The following is a 17,059-nucleotide window of genomic DNA, read 5'->3' on the forward strand; positions in this document are numbered from 1 at the left end:
CGTATCAACGTGGCTTGCCGGCGCCGACGACCCACATCGAGAAGTACTGCGACCCGCCGCCGTAGGCGTGCCCGACCGCGATGCGGGCGCCGTCCACCTGGTAGTCCCCGGCGCGGCCCATGACCTGCTTCGCCGCTTCGGAGAAGCGAAGCATGCCGGACGCACCGATCGGGTTGGACGAGAGGACCCCGCCGGACGGGTTCACCGGCAGCCGTCCGCCGATCGCCGTCTCGCCGGCCTCGGTGACCTTCCAGCCCTCGCCTTCGGGCGCGAACCCGAGGTTCTCCAGCCACATCGGCTCGAACCAGGAGAACGGCACGTAGATCTCCGCGACGTCCACTTCGGACATCGGGTCCGTGATGCCGGCCTCGGCCCAGAGCGCGGCGGCGGCGTCGCGCCCGGCCTGGGGGTTAACCTGGTCGCGGCCGGCGAATGTGGTCGGCTCGGTCCGCATCGCCGTCGCGTGGATCCAGGCGGCCCCGCCTTCGACGGCGTCCCCGGCGGCCTCGTCGCCGAGCACCATCGCGCACGCGCCGTCGGACGACGGGCACGTCTCGTCGTAGCGGATCGGGTCCCACAGCATCTGCGACTTCCGCACCGACTCGACCGTGATGTCGGCCTGCCGCAGGTGCGCGTACGGGTTCAGGGCGCCGTTGCGGCGATCTTTCGCCGCGACGATCGCGCCGACGTGCTCGGGCGCGCCGGACCGGCGGATGTAGGAGCGCACGTGCGGGGCGAAGTAGCCGCCCGCGCCGGCGCCGACCGGCATCTGGAACGGCGGCAGGATCGACAGGCCCCACATCGCGTTCGACTCGGACTGCTTCTCGTACGCCACGGTCAGCACCCGGCGGTGCACGCCGGACTGGATGAGCGACGCCGCCACCAGCGCCGTCGACCCGCCGACCGAACCCGCGGTGTGCACGCGCAGCAACGGCTTCCCGGTCGCGCCCAGTGAGTCGGCGAGGAAGAGCTCGGGCATCATGACGCCCTCGAACAGGTCCGGCGCCTTGCCGAGGACGACGGCGTCGATGTCCGCCCACCCGACCTGGGCGTCGGCCATCGCGCGGTCGATCGCTTCGCGCAGCAGGCCCGGCATCGAGACGTCCTGCCGCTTGGCGCGGTGGTGCGTCTGGCCGGTGCCGAGCACGGCGGTGAGCTGCTTGGTCATCGGGCCTCCAGCACGGTCACCAGGTTCTGTTGCAGGGCGGGGCCGCTCGTCGCGTGCGCCACCGCCTTGCGGGATTCGCCGGTGTGGATCCGGGTCGCCGCTTCGCCGATGCGGGCGAGGCCGGCGGAGAACATCGGGTTGGCGGCGAGCGCGCCACCCGACGGGTTGACCTTGACGGTGTCGTCGAGCTTCAGCGCCGTCCGCAGGATCAGCTCCTGGTGCGTGAATGGCGCGTGCAGCTCGGCGAGGTCGACGCCGTCGAGGTCCAGGGCCCGGGCGGCGATCTCGGTGGACGGCGACCGCGTGAGGTCGCGGGCGCCGAGGACGGGCGAGTCGACGCGGTGCTCGATGCCCTGGATCACCGCGGGGTGCTCGACGATGTCCTTCGCGCGCTCCACAGTGGACAGAACGACGACCGCGGCGCCGTCGGTGACGGGCGCGATGTCGTGCTTGCGCAAGGGATCCGCGAAGTACGGCGTGTCGAGCAGGGCGCCGACGTCCTGGTCCGTGCCCCGCGCGGCCACCTCGGCGAGGTCCTTTTCGGACCAGAGGCCGGCGTCGAGGCCCAGCCGCGCCTGGATCCCGGCGATCGACACCGAGTCCGGCCACAGGGGAGCGACGACGTACGGGTCGAGCTGCAGGGCGAGCACCCGCCGCAGCTGCCCGGCGCTGGACTTGCCGAAGCCGTAGACGAGCGCGGTCTCGACCTCGCCCATCTTGATCTTCAGCCACGCTTCGTAGAGCGCCCAGGCGGCGTCCATCTCGACGTGCGACTCGTGGATCGGCGGGAACGCGCCGATCGCGTCGACGGCGGCGATGAACGAGAAGGCGCGCCCGGCCAGGTAGTCCGACGAGCCGGAGCACCAGAAGCCGATGTCCTGCTTGGACAGGCCGGTCTTTTCGAAGACCTCGGCGAAGATCGGGACGAGCATCTCCACGCCGTTGGTGGTGCCCGCGGTCTCCCGGACGTTGGGGGCCTTCGCGAAGCCCGCGATCGCGACGTCTGGCATCAGGACCTCACAGGTGGTGGGCGAAGGTTTCGTAGGCCGCGTCCGGCTCGCCGATCGGCTCGAAGTGGTCGATGTTCTCCAGCGACGTCCACCACTCTTCGCGCGGTTTCCAGGCCGCGCGCACGCGCATGCCCATCTTGACGTCCTGGGCGTCGCAGCCGAGGACGAGGTGCAGGAAGGCGATGTCGGCGCCGTCGAGCAGGATGTACGCGGCGACGTAGGGCGGCTTGAGGCGCTGGCCGAGGAACGGGACGTTGACGATGCAGAACGTCGTCACGATGCCGGTGTCGGGCAGCTCGACCTCGTCGGTGGTCGGCACGCCGTCGGTCGGGCAAGCGCCGCGCGGCGGGATGTAGACTTTCTCGCACTTCGGGCAGCGCTGGCCGATCAGCTTGCCTTCGGCGAGCCCGCGCAGGTAGCGGCTCTCCTCGGGGGAGGCGGAGTGCTGGTACTTCAGGTGGACCGGCGTGATGATCACGCTGACCGGCGCGCCTTCTTCGCGCTCGGCGATCGGGGGAGCGGGCTCGGTCGGCGCGGTGTCTTCGGCGTCCAGAGGGAGGAAGTACGCGATGTCGCGGATGTGCCCGACGGCGTCCTCGGCCCAGCGGACGCGGACCCGCTGTCCACTGTGGATGTTTCCGGGCTCGCCCGCGTCGACGGCGTGGAGCATGGCGGTGTCGGCGCCGTCGAGCTTCACGAGCGCCCAGGCGAAGGGCCGGCTCAGCGGCTGGCCGTCGAGCGGCTCGGCGCACCAGGACCAGGAGACGACCGTGCCCTCTTCGGCCACCGGGACGAATTCGCTGAGCTGTTCGGCGGTCACGGGGTCGTACTCGACCGGCGGGACGTGCACGCGGCCGTCGCTGCCCCGGATGCCTTCGATGCGGCGTTCGCGCAGCGCGTTCACGAACCGGCCCAGGACGGGCCCGGTGGAGCGCGTGTAGTCGAAGCCGACGTTGAGGGGTGCCGCCAGCGGTGTCTCGGTCACGGTCATGAGTGAAACACGTTCTCGTTCTGGCGGCAAGATCCGGCGCTCGGCGGTCCCCCGCCCATGTAACACGTTCTATATTCGTGGTGACTGGTCGGGGCGGTCGCTGTTCCGCTCGCTGACCACCGATACCTCGAAGATGTGACGCGGACGGGCGTTGACGTAATCGCCGCGGGCGAAGGCCACGGCCGCCTCGCGGCTGTCGCCGATCCAGGCGCCGAGAAAAAGCTCCCCCAGGAACTGGGCCATCGGGATAGCTGCGTGTCGGACGTCGTTGTAGCCGACGGTGGCGCTCAGCTGCCCGCTCTTGCCGCGGCCGCGGATTACCCCGCCCAGCCAGCGGGCGGACACGCACAGTAGGTCACCGGAGGAGCAGATCAGCCAGTAGGCGGCAGACTCGGACCTTCCCAGCAGCGCGCGAAGCTGGGCGATGTCGATCCGCCAGCTCTCCCGGATGGGAGAGCCGGCGGGTGTCCCGAACGCGCGTGACTTCTTCAGCTGGATCAGCCCCGCAGTCTCGAGGCGGACGTCGGGAACGACGTCCACATCGAGGAGGAGGGCCACGTCACAGCCCCACTGCGGTTCCTCACTCCCCTTGTCGACGGCGCGGTGTTTGATGGAGAAGAGCCGATCCACCGTCGACGTCCCGGCTCCGGCAGCGCGAAGGCGCGCGTCCCGGAATACGGTCTCCAGCTGACCGAGGAGGAAGCCGGTGAGGGTCTCCTCGACCGCGACCGTGCCTTGGTCGGCGGCGAACCCCCTGAACGTGGCCACGGCCTGGGCGATCCTCGTGGCGAACTCCGCGTCGAGATCGGCTGAGCCCGGCCAGGTCGAGGCGAGCGAGCGGAGGGGGTGCGGGAACACGGGCATGCCGTCGAAGGCGACGGCTGCGATATCGGCGAGCCAACGCAAAAACTCTTCGCGAGGCGCGTCTATCCCGGAAACCAGGGCCAGCACACCGGCTGCCCCGTCCCGCGTGACGGCGGTTTCCCCCTTCCGGGCGAGCTCGCTCATGACGGCGCGGACCGTATGGTGGCGGGCGGCGGCCGTGGTGAGGAGGTCGATCACTCCTCGGCCGACATCGTTGCTCCGCTCCAGCAGCGTGGGCGCCCAGGCGGCCCAGGCCTGCGGCGAGGACTCGATGAGCTCGTTCAGCCGGGATCGCACGCCGGCCAGCTGGACAGCGTGGCCGTAACTGGCCCGGTAGTGGATCGCCTTCCGGATCTCGCTCCAGAGAACCGCGACTTCGCAGGTGAGGCTTCCTTCGACTTGCTTACGGGGGCGGCGCAGGGCTTTTGCCACCGAAGCCGCGTCGGCCGGTAGATCCCGGCTGGTCAGTTCCTCGCTGACGAGCCAGCCGATGACCGGAGCCACCTCGTCCAGCACCTTTGTGTGGAAGAACCGTGCGTCGTCCAGCAGCGTCAAGGCGCCGGCCGCGACGGAGCTCCAGGACGACGCCGGGTCGATGGTCGCGGCGCGAGCCCGGTTCCGGAAGTCGGCGATCGCGGTCGCGGACCTCGCCGCGATCCGGGCGCGGTGCGCGCTCAGGTGGGAAAGGTCGGACACCACGCTGCCCTCATCCGTCCAATATTCCCAGTAGAGTCGGAACACTGCGTCGAGATTCGGGTCGGTCACCAGGCGCAGGGCGATGCGGCGAGCGACGGCCGCGTGCCACGGAAACGAGTACGGCGGCGTTTCTCCGGCCGACTTGACGTACAGCTCGGCCAGACGTTCCCAGCGGGCCGACGAGGCATCCTGGTTCGCCCAGTGAGTCAGGTGCAGAAAGATACGGCGCTCCACGGCCGAGGCTCGGTAGAGGAAGTGAAGTTCCTTGTCGGCGAGCTCGGTGAGGTACTCCACCGCGCCGACCAGGATCGCATGGACGAAGCGCCCGGTCGGCTCGTGCGCGGAATGCGGCCGATCGAGCCCGGCCGAGCCGAGCCGGCGTTCGATGTCCGGTCGGAATTCCCGCAGGACCTGCGCCACCAGGCGCTCGGAGCCCGGTTCCGCGGCCAGCTTCGGGAGGACCCGGGAGACGATTCTGTCTTCGTATCCCGAAGCGCGCAGGAACGCGCAGAAGAGCTCGCCCGGCACGGACGGGAAAGGTGAGCCCCTTTCGAGCCAGTCGACGAGTTGTTGCGCTGTTTTCGGTGCTTCGCTCAAGTTCCCCCCTCGGGACCTGTGAACCGGCGTGATCGCCGCGTCACAGATTACCGGGGGCGAATCAGCGGCCCTTGAACTCGGGTTTGCGCTTCTCGCTGAACGCCCGTGGCCCTTCCTTGGCGTCTTCCGAAGCGAAGACCTCGATGCCGTACTGCGAGTCGAGCTTGAAGGCCTCCTCCTCGTGGAGTCCCTCGGTGTCGCGGATCGTCCGCAAGATGGCCCGCACTGCGACCGGCCCGTTCGCGTTCACCAGCGAAGCCAGCTCCAGGGCCTTCGCGAGCGCGGTTCCGTCCGGTACCACGTGGCCGATCAAGCCGATGGCGAGTGCTTCCGAAGCGGTCAGGTGGCGGCCGGTCAGGAGGATGTCCGCCGCGACCGTGTATGGGATCTGGCGCGGCAGCCGGACCGCCGAGCCGCCCATCGGGAACAGGCCCCACCGCGCCTCCGACACCCCGAAGCGGGCCGAAGCACCGGCCACCCGGATGTCCGTCCCCTGGAGGATCTCCGTGCCGCCCGCGATCGCCGGGCCCTCGACCGCCGCGATCAGCGGCTTCGTCAGGCGACGCCCCTTCAGGAGCCCGGGGATGCGCGAAGGGTCGAACTTGCCCGAGGCGAACGACTCCGACGGCGAGTTCCGGGACATCGACTTCAGGTCCGCGCCCGCGCAGAACGCGCCGCCCGCCCCGGTCAGGATGCAGCTGCGGATCGAGTCGTCGGAGTCCACGCGGTCCCACGCCTCGACCATGATCGCCATCATCTCGCCGGTGATCGCGTTGCGCGCCTCGGGCCGGTTCATCGTGACGACGAGGGTCTGGCCCTCCTGTGAGACCAGCGCGTGCGGTTCACCCACGGAAACCTCCTGAAGGAGCAGTGCCATTGCCCAGAACGATAACATGTTCTACTTTGAGGACGTGGCACTCAACATCGCGGATCTTCTGGAGCACGCCGTCGACGCCGTGCCGGAGCGCGTCGCGGTCGTGTGCGGCGACCGGCGGGTCACCTTCGCCGAACTGGAGGCGCGGGCCAACCGGCTCGCCCACCACCTCGCCGCGCACGGCGTGGGACGCGGGTCCCACATCGGGGTCTATTCCCGCAACTCGATCGAGGCCTTGGAGGCGATGATCGCCGCGTACAAGCTGCGCGCGATCGCCGTCAACGTCAACTACCGCTACGTGCACGGCGAGCTCGTCTACCTCTTCAACGACGCCGATCTCGCCGCCCTCGTGCACGAGCGGAGTTACGCCGACAAGGTGCGGGCCGTCCTGCCCGAGGCGCCGAAATTGAAACACGTTGTCGTCGTCGAGGACGGCAGCGACGGCGACTTCGAGAGCTACGGGGGCGTCGAATACGAAGCCGCCCTCGAGGCCCAGTCGCCCGAGCGTGACTTCGAAGAGCGCCGCAACGACGACCTCTACATCCTCTACACCGGCGGCACCACCGGCTACCCCAAGGGCGTGCTCTGGCGCCACGAGGACATCTGGCGCGCGCTCGGTGGCGGGATCAACTTCGTCACCGGCGAATACGTTCCCGACGAGTGGACGCTCGCCGAGCAGGGCAAGGCCGGGAGCCTGACCCGGCTGCCCGCCGCGCCGCTGATCCACGGCGCCGCGCAGTGGGCCGCGTTCGGCGCGCTGTTCACCGGCAGCCCGGTGGTGTTCGTGCCGCGCTTCGACGCCCACGAGATCTGGAAGGCCGTGCAGGAGCACAAGGTCCAGGTCCTCACGATCGTCGGCGACGCGATGGCGCGGCCGTTGATCGAGGCGTTCCGCGAAGGCGATTACGACGCTTCGTCGATCGTCGCGGTGTCGAGCCACGCGGCGCTGTTCTCGCAGTCGGTGAAGCAGGAGTTCGTCGAGCTCGTGCCGAACGCCGTGATCACCGACGCGATCGGCTCGTCGGAGAGCGGGTTCACCGGGATCGGCATGGTGGCCAAGGGCTCCGACCACAGTGCCGGGCCGCGGGTGAACTTCGGCAAGGACGCGATCCTGCTCGACGACGACGGGCACCTCGTGGAGCCGAAGGCGGGCGCGATCGGGCTCATCGGCCGCCGCGGGCACGTCCCGCTCGGCTACTACGGCGATCCCGAGAAGAGCAAGACGATCTTCGTCGACATCGAGGGCGTCCGGTACGTCGTCCCGGGCGACTACGCCCGGTACGAGGAGGACGGCACGGTCACGCTGCTCGGCCGCGGCTCCCAGTGCGTCAACACCGGCGGCGAGAAGGTCTACCCGGAGGAGGTCGAAGGGGCGCTCAAGTCGCACCCGGACGTCTTCGACGCGCTCGTCATCGGGATCCCGGACGAGCGGACCGGCCAGCGCGTCGCCGCCGTCGTCCAGCTGCGCGAGGGCGCCGAAGCCGACCTCGACGGGATCGAGCAGCACGTCCGCGGCGAGATCGCCGGCTACAAGGTGCCGCGCACCGTCTGGCTGGCCGACGAGATCGGCCGCTCGCCCAGCGGCAAGCCGGACTACCCGTGGGCCCAGCGCTACGCCGCCGGCCACGAACCGGCCACGGCCCAGCCCGTCTAGGAGGACACCACCAGTGCGGACATCCCTGTGCGACCGGCTCGGCATCGACCTGCCGATCATCGGGTTCACGCCCTCGGAGCACGTCGCCGCGGCGCTCAGCCGCGCCGGCGGGCTCGGCGTGCTCGGCTGCGTCCGGTTCAACGACGCCGCCGAGCTCGACCGGGTGCTCACCTGGATGGACGAGAACACCGGCGGCAAGCCCTACGGCGTCGACATCGTGATGCCGGCGAAGATCCCGGCCGAGGGCACCCAGGTCGACCTCTCGAAGCACATCCCGGACGGGCACCGCGCGTTCGTCGACAAAGTGCTGCGGGACCTTTCGGTGCCGCCACTGCCGGACGACACCGACGAGCGCGCGGGCGTCCTCGGCTGGCTGCACTCGGTGGCCCGCTCGCACGTCGAGGTCGCGCTCAACCACCCGATCAAGCTGATCGCCAACGCCCTCGGCTCGCCGCCGGCCGACGTCATCGGCCAGTGCCACGACCGAGGCGTGCCGGTGGCGGCGCTCGCCGGGAAGGCCGAGCACGCCGTCCGGCACGTCGCGAACGGCGTCGACTTCGTCGTCGCGCAGGGCTACGAGGCCGGCGGGCACACCGGCGAGATCGCGTCCATGGTGCTGGTGCCGGAGATCGTCGACGCGGTCGACGTGCCGGTGCTCGCCGCGGGTGGGATCGGGTCCGGGCGGCAGATGGCCGCGGCGCTCGCGCTCGGCGCGTCCGGTGTCTGGATGGGCTCGATGTGGCTCGCGACCGAGGAGTACCTGCAGACCATGGGCGAGTCCGTGGCGATGCAGCAGGCGCTGGTCGGCGCGACGTCGTCGGACACCGTCCGGACGCGGATCTACACCGGCAAGCCCGCGCGGCTGCTGAAGACCCGCTGGACCGAGGCGTGGGCCGCGGCGGACGCGCCCGAGCCGTTGCCGATGCCGTTGCAGAACCTGCTGGTTTCCCACGCCCACAACCGGATCCACGCGGCGAACGACCCGAGCGTGGTGTCGATGCCGGTCGGGCAGATCGTCGGCCGGATGAACGCCGTCCGCCCGGTCGCCGACGTCGTCGCGGACCTGGTGGCCGGCTACGAAGAGGCACTGTCGCGTTTGGACAAGACGCGCTGAAGGGGGCCCGCCGCGGCGAGCCCCCTTCAGAGTCCGGGTGTTACAGCGAAGAGGCGGCCGCGGCGATCTTCGACGCGAACGTGCTCACCTCCGTGTAGACGCCGGGGGCGTGCGGCCGGGCGCAGCCGTCACCCCAGGAGACGATGCCGACCTGGATCCAGGCGTTGGCGTTGTCCCGGCGGAACATCGGGCCACCGGAGTCGCCCTGGCAGGTGTCGACCCCGCCCGCGGTCAGGTTGCCGGCGCAGATCTCGGCGCTCGGGATGAGGTCGGGGTAGCTGCCGCCCTGGGCGGCGCAGGTGGAGTCGGAGACGAACGGGACGGTCGCCTTCAGCAGGTACCTCTGCTGCGAGCCACCCTCGGTCGCCGCGCCCCAGCCGGCCACGGTGAACGTGCCGGTGTTGTAGGTCGAGGTCGTCGCTATCGGCAGCGTCGACAGGCCGGTGACCGGGCTCGCGAGCTTGATCAGCGCCCAGTCGCCGCCGGTCGAGGTGCCGTAGGTCGGGGACTGGTAGACGTAGGTCGACTTGATCTTCTTGGCGCTCGTGCTCTGCAGGTCGACGACGCCGACGGTCGCCGTGATCGACGTGTTCGACCCGGTCCGGCTGACGCAGTGGGCGGCGGTCAGGACGATCTGGCTGGTGTAGAGCGAGCCGCCGCAGCCCATCGACAGCCGGACCATGAACGGGAACTCGCCCTGGGCGGCCCGGGTCCCGCCGACGACGTCGGTGGAGGGCGGCTGGGCCGCGATCGCGGGGGTGGCGAACGACGCGGCCGCGGCGACCGCGGCCACCGCGGTGGTGACGTTTCTGAGCAGGGTGAACCAGCGCTTGGGAGCCAAGGGGATCAGTCCTTCCAGTGTCCACAGTGGAAGCCATTGCCGTCTGCGGCCCCCTGACTACACCAGGTGCTCACATACCCGGACAACCGACTTTCTTCGGATGTTTCGGGCGGTTGGGTGATTTCTCACCGCCGGATCCGGCGAACGTCGTAGGCCGAAGCGCCCAGTGACCGTGCCGCGCGGCCGTCCGGGCCGCCGGCCTCGGGATTCGAAGCATCCGGGTGATCGTCGGTGTTGCGCGCCACAGCGAACCACCGCGCGCCGGGAAACCAATAGGGTCGATTCCGTGCCTGCCCCTCCGCGCCATTACCGCCTGTCCGCCGACGGTCCCGTGCTCGACGGGATTCCCGAGCACGGCCGTGTCCCGCGCTACTACGCGGTCAAGGTCGAGCTGCTGGCGGTGATCGCGGAACTCGGCGAAGGATCGGTGCTGCCCACGGAACGGGAACTGTGCGAGCGGTTCGAGGTGTCGAGGGCGACCGTGCGGCAGGCGGTCGGCGAGCTGGTGCTCGAGGGCAGGCTCAGCCGGCGGCAGGGGAGCGGCACGTTCGTCGCGGGCCCGAAGCTGGTGCAGCCGCTGGCCCTGGTGAGCTACACCGAGGGGCTGCGGCGTCAGGGCATCCGGCCGGGCCGCACGGTGATCACCCTCGAGCGGCGCCTGGCCGGCAGCGCGCTGGCGGCCGACCTGCAGGTCACGTCGGACGCCGAAGTGATCCACATCGAGCGGGTGCTGCTGGCCGACGAGGAGCGCGTCGGCCTGGAGTCGACATATCTCCTGGCCGAGCGGTTCCCGACGTTGCTCGAGGTGTTCGACCCCGAGCAGTCGTTGTACGCGTGCTTGAGCGAGAAGCTGGGCGTGGTCTTCGACGGCGCCGAGGAACGCGTCGAGACGGTGCTGGCGACTCCGCGCGAGGCCCTGCTGATCGGGACGAACCCGGCGCTGCCGATGCTGCTGATGCACCGGATTTCGTGGGGTCCGGACGGGGCGCCGTTCGAGCGGGTGCGGTCGTTGTACCGCGGTGACCGGCTCAGTTTCGTGACCCGTCTCGGGCGCGCCTGAGGCGACGCTGCTCGGGCTGGTCCGGGGGCGCGCGGCGGACCGCTGATGCAACCGTTCCGGCGTCCGGTCCGTCTGGCAGGTATGCGCACAGTGCTGGGTACGGGTCTGCTGCTCCTCACGCTGACGGCCTGCGGGGCGGCGAACACGGCCGCGCCCGCCGGCAGCACCGGTCCGGAGACGCCGACGACGTCGGCTTCGTCCTCGGTGCCCGGTTCGCCGCCGGTCGCCCCGCCGCCGTCGCAGACGGTCGGCCGCCCGACGCAGGGCATCGCCCCGGGCGACGACGTGATCGCGGAGTCCCAGGTCGACGCGCGCGGGCTGCCCGAGGGCTACCCCCGCAGCCTCACGCGGAGCACCGACGGCAAGACGCTGATCCTCCAGGCGGAGGAGGGCGGGTGCCGCCGCGTCTCGGCCCACGTCGGCGACCAGACGCCGGAGCGGGTCGTCGTGCTCGTCGCCGTCACCGCGGCGAAGAAGGGCCAGATGTGCCCGGACTACATCAAGGAGGTCAGCGTCCCGCTGGCGTTGGCCGAACCGCTCGGGACGCGCACCGTGGTGCTCACGCAGGGCTGACGCACCGCATCGACGCTGGGAGGGCCGCCCCGGGACGCCCGGGAGGCCCTCCCAGACCATGTGAAAGCTCCCCATGGGTCGATCTTCGGTGCAACCCCTCGCCGTGCCCGTTCCGTCTTCGGGACATGAGGTACTTAGCGAAGGTGGCCGGGACCGGCGCGATCCTGCTGATGGCGACGGCTTGCGCCGGCCAGAACGTGCCCATCAGCCAGCCCGCCGCCGGGGGGACCTCCGCGGCTCCCACCGGCAGCGTGTCGACGTCGCCGACCGAGTCGGTGCTGCCGGCGCCGCCGTCGGCGAACCCGCCGGGCAAACCCCGGCTGACCGTGCCCGAGGGCAGCACCCCGGTGCCGCCGGACAAGGTCGACGCCGCCGCGCTGCCCAAGGACTACCCGCACGAGGTGTGGACGTCCAACGGCGGCACCATCCTCAACATCCGCGCCCAGGAAGGCGGCTGTGGTCACGCGCTCGGCGAGGCGGCCGAGCAGGCGGGCGACCACGTCGTCGTCAACCTGAGCGAGACCAAGGCCCAGACCGGTCAGATGTGCACGATGGACATCCGGTACCCGGTGATCTCGGTCGCGCTGGCCGCGCCGCTGGACCAGCGCACGGTGGTGCTGAAGACCACGCCCGCGAAATGATCTAGGTTCGGGTGATGGGAAGCCGCCAGGTCTCACGCACCGCGATCGTCGCCACGACCCCGGAGAAGATCTTCGGGCTCCTGGCCGATCCGGCCCAGCACCCGCTCATCGACGGATCCGGCACGGTCCGGGCCGCCCAGTCCGGCGGCCCGGACCGGCTCACGCTCGGTGCCGAGTTCGGCATGGACATGAAGATCGGCGCGTCGTACAAGATCCTCAACACCGTGGTCGAGTTCGAAGAGGGCAGGCTGATCGCCTGGCGGCACTTCAACGGGCACCGCTGGCGCTGGCGCCTCGAACCCCTCGACGGCGGCCGCACCGAGGTCACCGAGACGTTCGACTGGTCGACGGCCAAGTTCCCGCTGGCCATCAGCCTCAGCCCGTTCCCGCGCAAGAACGCCGACGGCATCGAGAAGACCCTGGCCCGGCTCGGGGAGCTGTTCCCGGCCTGACGGTGACCCACCCGGATTAGTTGTACAGTGCTTAATATTGTCCGTGCAACTAGTTTGGGAGAGCGGTGCCGCAGCCGGTGCGGCGGCGGCTGGTCCTGGCCATCTGCTGCCTGAGCCTGTTCATCGTCGGGCTCGACAACACGATCGTGAACCTCGCGCTGCCGTCGATCCGCCACGAGTTCGGCGCGTCGGTCTCGAGTCTGCAGTGGACGATCGACGCGTACACGCTCGTGCTGGCGAGCCTGCTCATGCTGTCCGGCTCGACGGCGGACCGGATCGGCAGGCGCCGGACGTTCCAGACCGGGCTCGCGCTGTTCAGCCTCGGCTCGCTGCTGTGCGGGCTCGCGCCGGACATCGGGCCGCTGGTCGCTTTCCGCGCGCTGCAGGCGATCGGCGGGTCGATGCTCAACCCGGTCGCGCTGTCCATCGTCGCCAACGTCTTCACCGACCCCCGTGACCGCGCCCGCGCGATCGGCGTCTGGGCGGGGGTGAACGGGCTGAGCCTGGCGGTGGGGCCGGTGCTCGGCGGCGTCCTCGTCGCCTGGGCGGGCTGGCGCTCGATCTTCTGGATCAACGTCCCGGTCGGCGTGGCCGCGATCGTGCTGACGGCGCTGTTCGTCCCGGAGTCCCGCGCTCCGCGCCCGCGCCGCCTCGACCCGGTGGGGCAGCTGCTGGTGATCGTCCTGCTGGCGTCGCTGACGTACGGGATCATCGAAGGCCGCGGCTCGGGCGCGGCGGTGATGGTGGGGTGCTTCCTGATCGCCGCGGCGGCGCTGGCGGTGCTGGTGCCGTACGAGCGCCGGCGCCGCGACCCGTTGCTGGAGCTGAGGTTCTTCCGCAGCGTGCCGTTCTCGGGTGCGACGCTCACCGCGGTCGCCGGCTTCGCGGCCCTGTCGGGCTTCCTGTTCCTCACCACCCTCTACCTCCAGGAGACGCGCGGCTTTTCGGTGCTGCACGCGGGTTTGCTGACCCTGCCGATGGCCGTGCTGACGGCCGTCGGCGCGCCGCTGTCGGGCCGGATGACCGGGACCCGCGGCCCGCGGCTGCCGTTGCTGGTGGCCGGCGCGGGGATCGCCGTGTCCGGTGTCGTGCTGGCCGGGATCGGCCCGCGGACGCCGATTTCGCTGCTGGGGGTGGGTTATGTGTGCTTCGGCATCGGCTACGGCCTGCTCAACGCGCCGATCACGAACGCGGCGGTGTCCGGGATGCCGCGCGAGCAGGCGGGCCTGGCGGCGGCGGTGGCGTCCACGAGCCGCCAGGTGGGGACGTCGCTGGGGGTGGCGGTGGTCGGCGCGGTCGTGGCGGGGAGCGCCGGGACGCCGCCGGGGACCGGTCGCGCGGTGTGGACGATCGTCGCGGGCTGCGGGGTGCTGGTGTTCGCGCTGGGGCTGGTGACGACGGGTCGCTGGGCCATGGCGACCGCGGCTCGTGTGAGTGGTCCGGACCACGACGGTGCCCCGGCGGCCTGACCGCCGCGCGATCCGCTGCTGAGCGTCGCTTGTCCGACCGGTGGTCCGGACCACTCCGGCCGGTCGGTGTCGAAGTCGTCGAAAAGTCTTTTGAAATCCCGTTGAACCGCCGCTGTTACCGAGCCGTATCCATCAGTGAGGTGGTGATCAGAGAGGAGGGGCTATGCCCCGCTTGAGTAGTGGTCGGCACCGCAAGCAGGCGACCGTCGGCCTGGCCGCGCTGCTGGGGGTCGCCGGTGTCACCGCGACCGCCATCGCGCTGAGCAGCCCCGCGGGCAACGCCGCCGAGGCGCCCAAGGAGAACTGTGGGGGACTCGACACCGCGCTGCAGAACAACCTGAACTTCATCGCGGGCCAGCAGGCGGCCCCGGACGCGCAGTCGGCCGCGCGGATCGCCAACCGGCAGGCGGTGGTCGACCTGATCCAGCAGCGGCGGCAGGTCGCGGGCTGCACGGCGAACGTGGCCGCGAACAACGGCCAGGCCGCGCAGGCCCCGGCCCAGCAGGCACCGGCCGCACAGGCCCCGGCACAGCAGGCGCCCGCTCAGCAGAACCAGAACCAGGCCGGGGCGAACACCGGCAACCAGGGCGCGACCGGCGATGTCGTGTGCGCGGGCTCCACCGTGACGCTCTCGGGCGAGGGCGGCGCGCCGGCGGCGTCGAGCAACCAGTTCCCGGCCGGGACGAAGCTGAAGGTGACCAACCTGGACAACTCGAAGTCCACGACGGTCGAGGTGACCTCGGTGTCGGGCAGCTGCACGCTGCTCAACAACGCGGCCTTCGAACAGGTTCGGGAACCCGGAAAGTTCCTCATCCGGCGCGCACGGATCGAGCGCGTCGGCTGAGGGAGCAGGGAAGAAAGGGGGCACCGGCGGCGGGCCGGTGTCCCCTTCCCTTGCGTGCTAACGGAAGCTGATCTGCAGCACCGGGTCGCCGGTGCTCGCGAAGAAGTCGTTGCCCTTGTCGTCGATGACGATGAACGCCGGGAAGTCCTCGACCTCGATCTTCCAGACGGCTTCCATGCCGAGCTCGGCGTACTCGAGGACATCGACCTTCTTGATGCAGTCCTGCGCGAGCCGCGCGGCCGGGCCGCCGATCGAGCCGAGGTAGAACCCGCCGTGCGACCGGCACGCGTCGGTGACCTGCTTCGAGCGGTTTCCCTTGGCCAGCATGACGAGTGAGCCGCCGGCGGCCTGGAACTGCTCGACGTAGGAGTCCATCCGCCCGGCCGTCGTCGGCCCGAACGAGCCGGACGCGTAGCCCTCCGGCGTCTTGGCCGGGCCGGCGTAGTAGACCGGGTGGTTCTTCAGGTAGTCCGGCATCTCCTCGCCGGCGTCGAGACGCTCGGCGATCTTCGCGTGCGCGATGTCGCGCGCGACGACGAGCGGCCCGGTGAGGGAAAGCCGCGTCTTGACCGGCAGCTGCGAGAGCTGGGCCCGGATCTCGGCCATCGGCCGGTTGAGGTCGACGCTCACGACGTCGTCGGAGAGGTCCTCCTCGGTGACGTCGGGGAGGAAGCGGGCCGGGTCGCGCTCGAGCTGCTCGATGAAGACGCCGTCCGCGGTGATCTTCGCCTTGGCCTGGCGGTCGGCGGAGCAGCTCACGGCGACGCCGACCGGGCAGCTCGCGCCGTGGCGGGGGAGCCGGATGACGCGGACGTCGTGGCAGAAGTACTTGCCGCCGAACTGCGCGCCGATGCCGAACTGCCGGGTCATCTCGAGGACCTGCTGCTCGAGGTCCCGGTCGCGGAAGGCGTGGCCCAGCTCGGAACCCTCGGCCGGCAGGTTGTCGAGGTAACGCGCCGAAGCGAGTTTTGCGACCTTCAAGTTGAATTCGGCCGACATCCCGCCGACGACGATGGCGAGGTGGTAGGGCGGGCAGGCCGCGGTGCCGAGGCTCCGCAGCTTCTCGTCGAGGAAGCGCGCGAGCCGCTTCGGGTTCAGGACGGCTTTCGTCTCCTGGTAGAGGAACGTCTTGTTGGCGCTGCCGCCGCCCTTGGCCATGAAGAGGAACTCGTAGGCCGGGTCGTCCTGACCGTCCTTGTGGTACAGCTCGATCTGCGCCGGGAGGTTGGTCCCGGTGTTGCGCTCGTCCCAGAAGTTCACCGGCGCCATCTGCGAGTACCGCAGGTTCAGCTGCTGGTAGGCGTCGAAGATGCCCCGCGAGAGCGCGCGCTCGTCGTCGCCGCCGGTGAGGACGCCCTCGCCGCGCTTGCCGATGACGATGGCGGTGCCGGTGTCCTGGCACATGGGGAGGACGCCACCGGCCGAGATGGCGGCGTTGCGCAGCAGGTCCATGGCGACGAAGCGGTCGTTGCCGCTGGCTTCGGGGTCGTCGACGATGGCGCGCAGCTGCTGCAGGTGTGATGTGCGCAACAGGTGCTGGATGTCGGTGATGGCGGTGCGCGCGAGGGTGGTCAGCGCGGCGGGGTCGACCTTGAGGAACTTCCGCCCGGCGGCTTCGACGGTCTCGACGCCCTCGTCGGTGACCAGCCGGTACTCGGTGGTGGTGTCCTTGCCGAGGGGGAGGACTTCGGTGTGCTGAAACGTGGTGGTGGACGGCACTGCCAGGCTCCTTTGCCAGCTCCGGGATCGGTCCACCCTACGCAGCGGGAAGGTCGACGCCGAAGAGGCATGCGGTCACTGTGGGCCACCCCACCCCACCCCACGCCCACCCCGGGCGCGTGAGCCGGGTCCCGCCGGACGAATGGTCGGGAGGCCGGGTCCACCCCGACGGACCCGACCTCCCGGGGAGAGCTTCCGGACGCGTGCACGCCCGGTCGCGAGGTCTGTACCGGTACTTCGAGGCTGGCGTGACCCAAGTCATAAGTCAACGCCGCCGAATGGGTACCGCCACCGGTTGCTACCCAGGTCGGTGCAGCGTCAAACCGGTTCTTGGTGACATATTTTCGGTCGCCACAACGCCCCTGGTCGTCGCTGTGCGCACAAAAACGGGGCGGGTGCGCTGACCCGGTGTTACGTCGACCAGGGCTGGGACCCGGTGACCGGCGAGGTCCGCGGGCGCGTCGGGCCGGTGAAGTACCCGAGCCTCGGCGA

15 protein-coding genes are annotated in these 17,059 nt (G+C 70.4%); 8 read left to right on the top strand and 7 right to left on the bottom strand.

Translation table 11 applies throughout. The features are described from left to right. Positions 1-4: 4 nt before the first annotated feature. The 5 genes from ABZ342_RS30750 to ABZ342_RS30770 all read right to left on the bottom strand — a co-directional run bounded on the left by ABZ342_RS30750 (position 5) and on the right by ABZ342_RS30770 (position 6,176). Positions 5-1,168, bottom strand: a complete 1,164-nt coding sequence (locus ABZ342_RS30750; RefSeq protein WP_155542235.1) for a thiolase domain-containing protein — start codon at positions 1,166-1,168, stop codon at positions 5-7. Next, positions 1,165-2,178 carry a thiolase domain-containing protein gene (locus ABZ342_RS30755; RefSeq protein ID WP_360480235.1) on the bottom strand — a complete coding sequence of 338 codons (1,014 nt, stop codon included), beginning with the start codon at positions 2,176-2,178 and terminating at the stop codon, positions 1,165-1,167. Before ABZ342_RS30755 ends, ABZ342_RS30750 begins: the two co-directional genes overlap by 4 nt. A gap of 7 nt (positions 2,179-2,185) precedes the next feature. Then, positions 2,186-3,169, bottom strand: a complete 984-nt coding sequence (locus tag ABZ342_RS30760; RefSeq protein ID WP_360480238.1) for an OB-fold domain-containing protein — start codon at positions 3,167-3,169, stop codon at positions 2,186-2,188. A 69-nt stretch (positions 3,170-3,238) separates the two neighbouring features. Then, complete coding sequence (locus ABZ342_RS30765; RefSeq protein WP_360480241.1) at positions 3,239-5,326, bottom strand: hypothetical protein; 2,088 nt, start codon at positions 5,324-5,326, stop codon at positions 3,239-3,241. A gap of 61 nt (positions 5,327-5,387) precedes the next feature. Next, positions 5,388-6,176, bottom strand: a complete 789-nt coding sequence (locus tag ABZ342_RS30770; protein WP_360480244.1) for a crotonase/enoyl-CoA hydratase family protein — start codon at positions 6,174-6,176, stop codon at positions 5,388-5,390. A 61-nt stretch (positions 6,177-6,237) separates the two neighbouring features. Here ABZ342_RS30770 and ABZ342_RS30775 point away from each other — a divergent pair, with 61 nt between their 5' ends. Both ABZ342_RS30775 and ABZ342_RS30780 read left to right on the top strand, forming a co-directional pair. Continuing rightward, entirely contained in the window at positions 6,238-7,854 is a 1,617-nt protein-coding gene (locus tag ABZ342_RS30775) for an acyl-CoA synthetase (protein ID WP_360480247.1), read from the top strand. 13 nt (positions 7,855-7,867) lie between these two features. Beyond that, positions 7,868-8,968, top strand: a complete 1,101-nt coding sequence (locus ABZ342_RS30780) for a nitronate monooxygenase family protein (RefSeq protein ID WP_360480250.1) — start codon at positions 7,868-7,870, stop codon at positions 8,966-8,968. Between the two features lie 40 nt (positions 8,969-9,008). Here the strand turns inward: ABZ342_RS30780 and ABZ342_RS30785 are convergent, their stop codons facing one another. Further along, the gene (locus ABZ342_RS30785) at positions 9,009-9,809 is read right to left on the bottom strand and encodes a serine protease (RefSeq protein ID WP_360480253.1); all 801 of its coding nucleotides are present in this window, start codon (positions 9,807-9,809) and stop codon (positions 9,009-9,011) included. A gap of 286 nt (positions 9,810-10,095) precedes the next feature. Between ABZ342_RS30785 and ABZ342_RS30790 the strand changes: the two genes are divergently transcribed. The 6 genes from ABZ342_RS30790 (at position 10,096) to ABZ342_RS30815 (ending at position 14,848) form a co-directional block, all read left to right on the top strand. Beyond that, positions 10,096-10,869 carry a GntR family transcriptional regulator gene (locus tag ABZ342_RS30790; RefSeq protein WP_360480256.1) on the top strand — a complete coding sequence of 258 codons (774 nt, stop codon included), beginning with the start codon at positions 10,096-10,098 and terminating at the stop codon, positions 10,867-10,869. A gap of 81 nt (positions 10,870-10,950) precedes the next feature. Continuing rightward, entirely contained in the window at positions 10,951-11,442 is a 492-nt protein-coding gene (locus ABZ342_RS30795; RefSeq protein ID WP_155542242.1) for a hypothetical protein, read from the top strand. 125 nt (positions 11,443-11,567) lie between these two features. After that, positions 11,568-12,083 carry a hypothetical protein gene (locus tag ABZ342_RS30800; protein ID WP_230862405.1) on the top strand — a complete coding sequence of 172 codons (516 nt, stop codon included), beginning with the start codon at positions 11,568-11,570 and terminating at the stop codon, positions 12,081-12,083. Between the two features lie 14 nt (positions 12,084-12,097). Further along, entirely contained in the window at positions 12,098-12,535 is a 438-nt protein-coding gene (locus tag ABZ342_RS30805; RefSeq protein ID WP_360480260.1) for an SRPBCC family protein, read from the top strand. Positions 12,536-12,600: 65 nt separating this feature from the next. Then, on the top strand, positions 12,601-14,004 hold the full coding sequence (locus ABZ342_RS30810) for an MFS transporter (RefSeq protein WP_360480263.1): 1,404 nt from the start codon (positions 12,601-12,603) through the stop codon (positions 14,002-14,004). Positions 14,005-14,167: 163 nt separating this feature from the next. Then, a complete protein-coding gene (locus tag ABZ342_RS30815) occupies positions 14,168-14,848 on the top strand; it encodes a hypothetical protein (RefSeq protein ID WP_360480266.1) in 681 nt (226 codons plus the stop codon). Positions 14,849-14,905: 57 nt separating this feature from the next. Here ABZ342_RS30815 and ABZ342_RS30820 read toward each other — a convergent pair whose 3' ends face one another. Then, positions 14,906-16,567 (bottom strand): fumarate hydratase, encoded by a 1,662-nt coding sequence (locus tag ABZ342_RS30820; RefSeq protein WP_360480269.1) that lies wholly within the window; start codon positions 16,565-16,567, stop codon positions 14,906-14,908. Positions 16,568-17,059 lie beyond the last annotated feature (492 nt).

The sequence above is a fragment of the Amycolatopsis sp. NPDC005961 genome, from assembly GCF_040629235.1.
Taxonomy (GTDB): domain Bacteria; phylum Actinomycetota; class Actinomycetes; order Mycobacteriales; family Pseudonocardiaceae; genus Amycolatopsis; species Amycolatopsis camponoti.

Excerpts from the sequence above, each read along its gene's own strand:
- ABZ342_RS30800 (WP_230862405.1), top strand. The coding sequence starts at position 11,568 with ATGAGGTACTTAGCGAAGGTGGCCGGGACCGGCGCGATCCTGCTGATG.
- ABZ342_RS30795 (WP_155542242.1), top strand. The coding sequence starts at position 10,951 with ATGCGCACAGTGCTGGGTACGGGTCTGCTGCTCCTCACGCTGACGGCC.
- ABZ342_RS30750 (WP_155542235.1), bottom strand. The coding sequence starts at position 1,168 with ATGACCAAGCAGCTCACCGCCGTGCTCGGCACCGGCCAGACGCACCAC.
- ABZ342_RS30760 (WP_360480238.1), bottom strand. The coding sequence starts at position 3,169 with ATGACCGTGACCGAGACACCGCTGGCGGCACCCCTCAACGTCGGCTTC.
- ABZ342_RS30815 (WP_360480266.1), top strand. The coding sequence starts at position 14,168 with ATGCCCCGCTTGAGTAGTGGTCGGCACCGCAAGCAGGCGACCGTCGGC.
- ABZ342_RS30805 (WP_360480260.1), top strand. The coding sequence starts at position 12,098 with ATGGGAAGCCGCCAGGTCTCACGCACCGCGATCGTCGCCACGACCCCG.
- ABZ342_RS30755 (WP_360480235.1), bottom strand. The coding sequence starts at position 2,178 with ATGCCAGACGTCGCGATCGCGGGCTTCGCGAAGGCCCCCAACGTCCGG.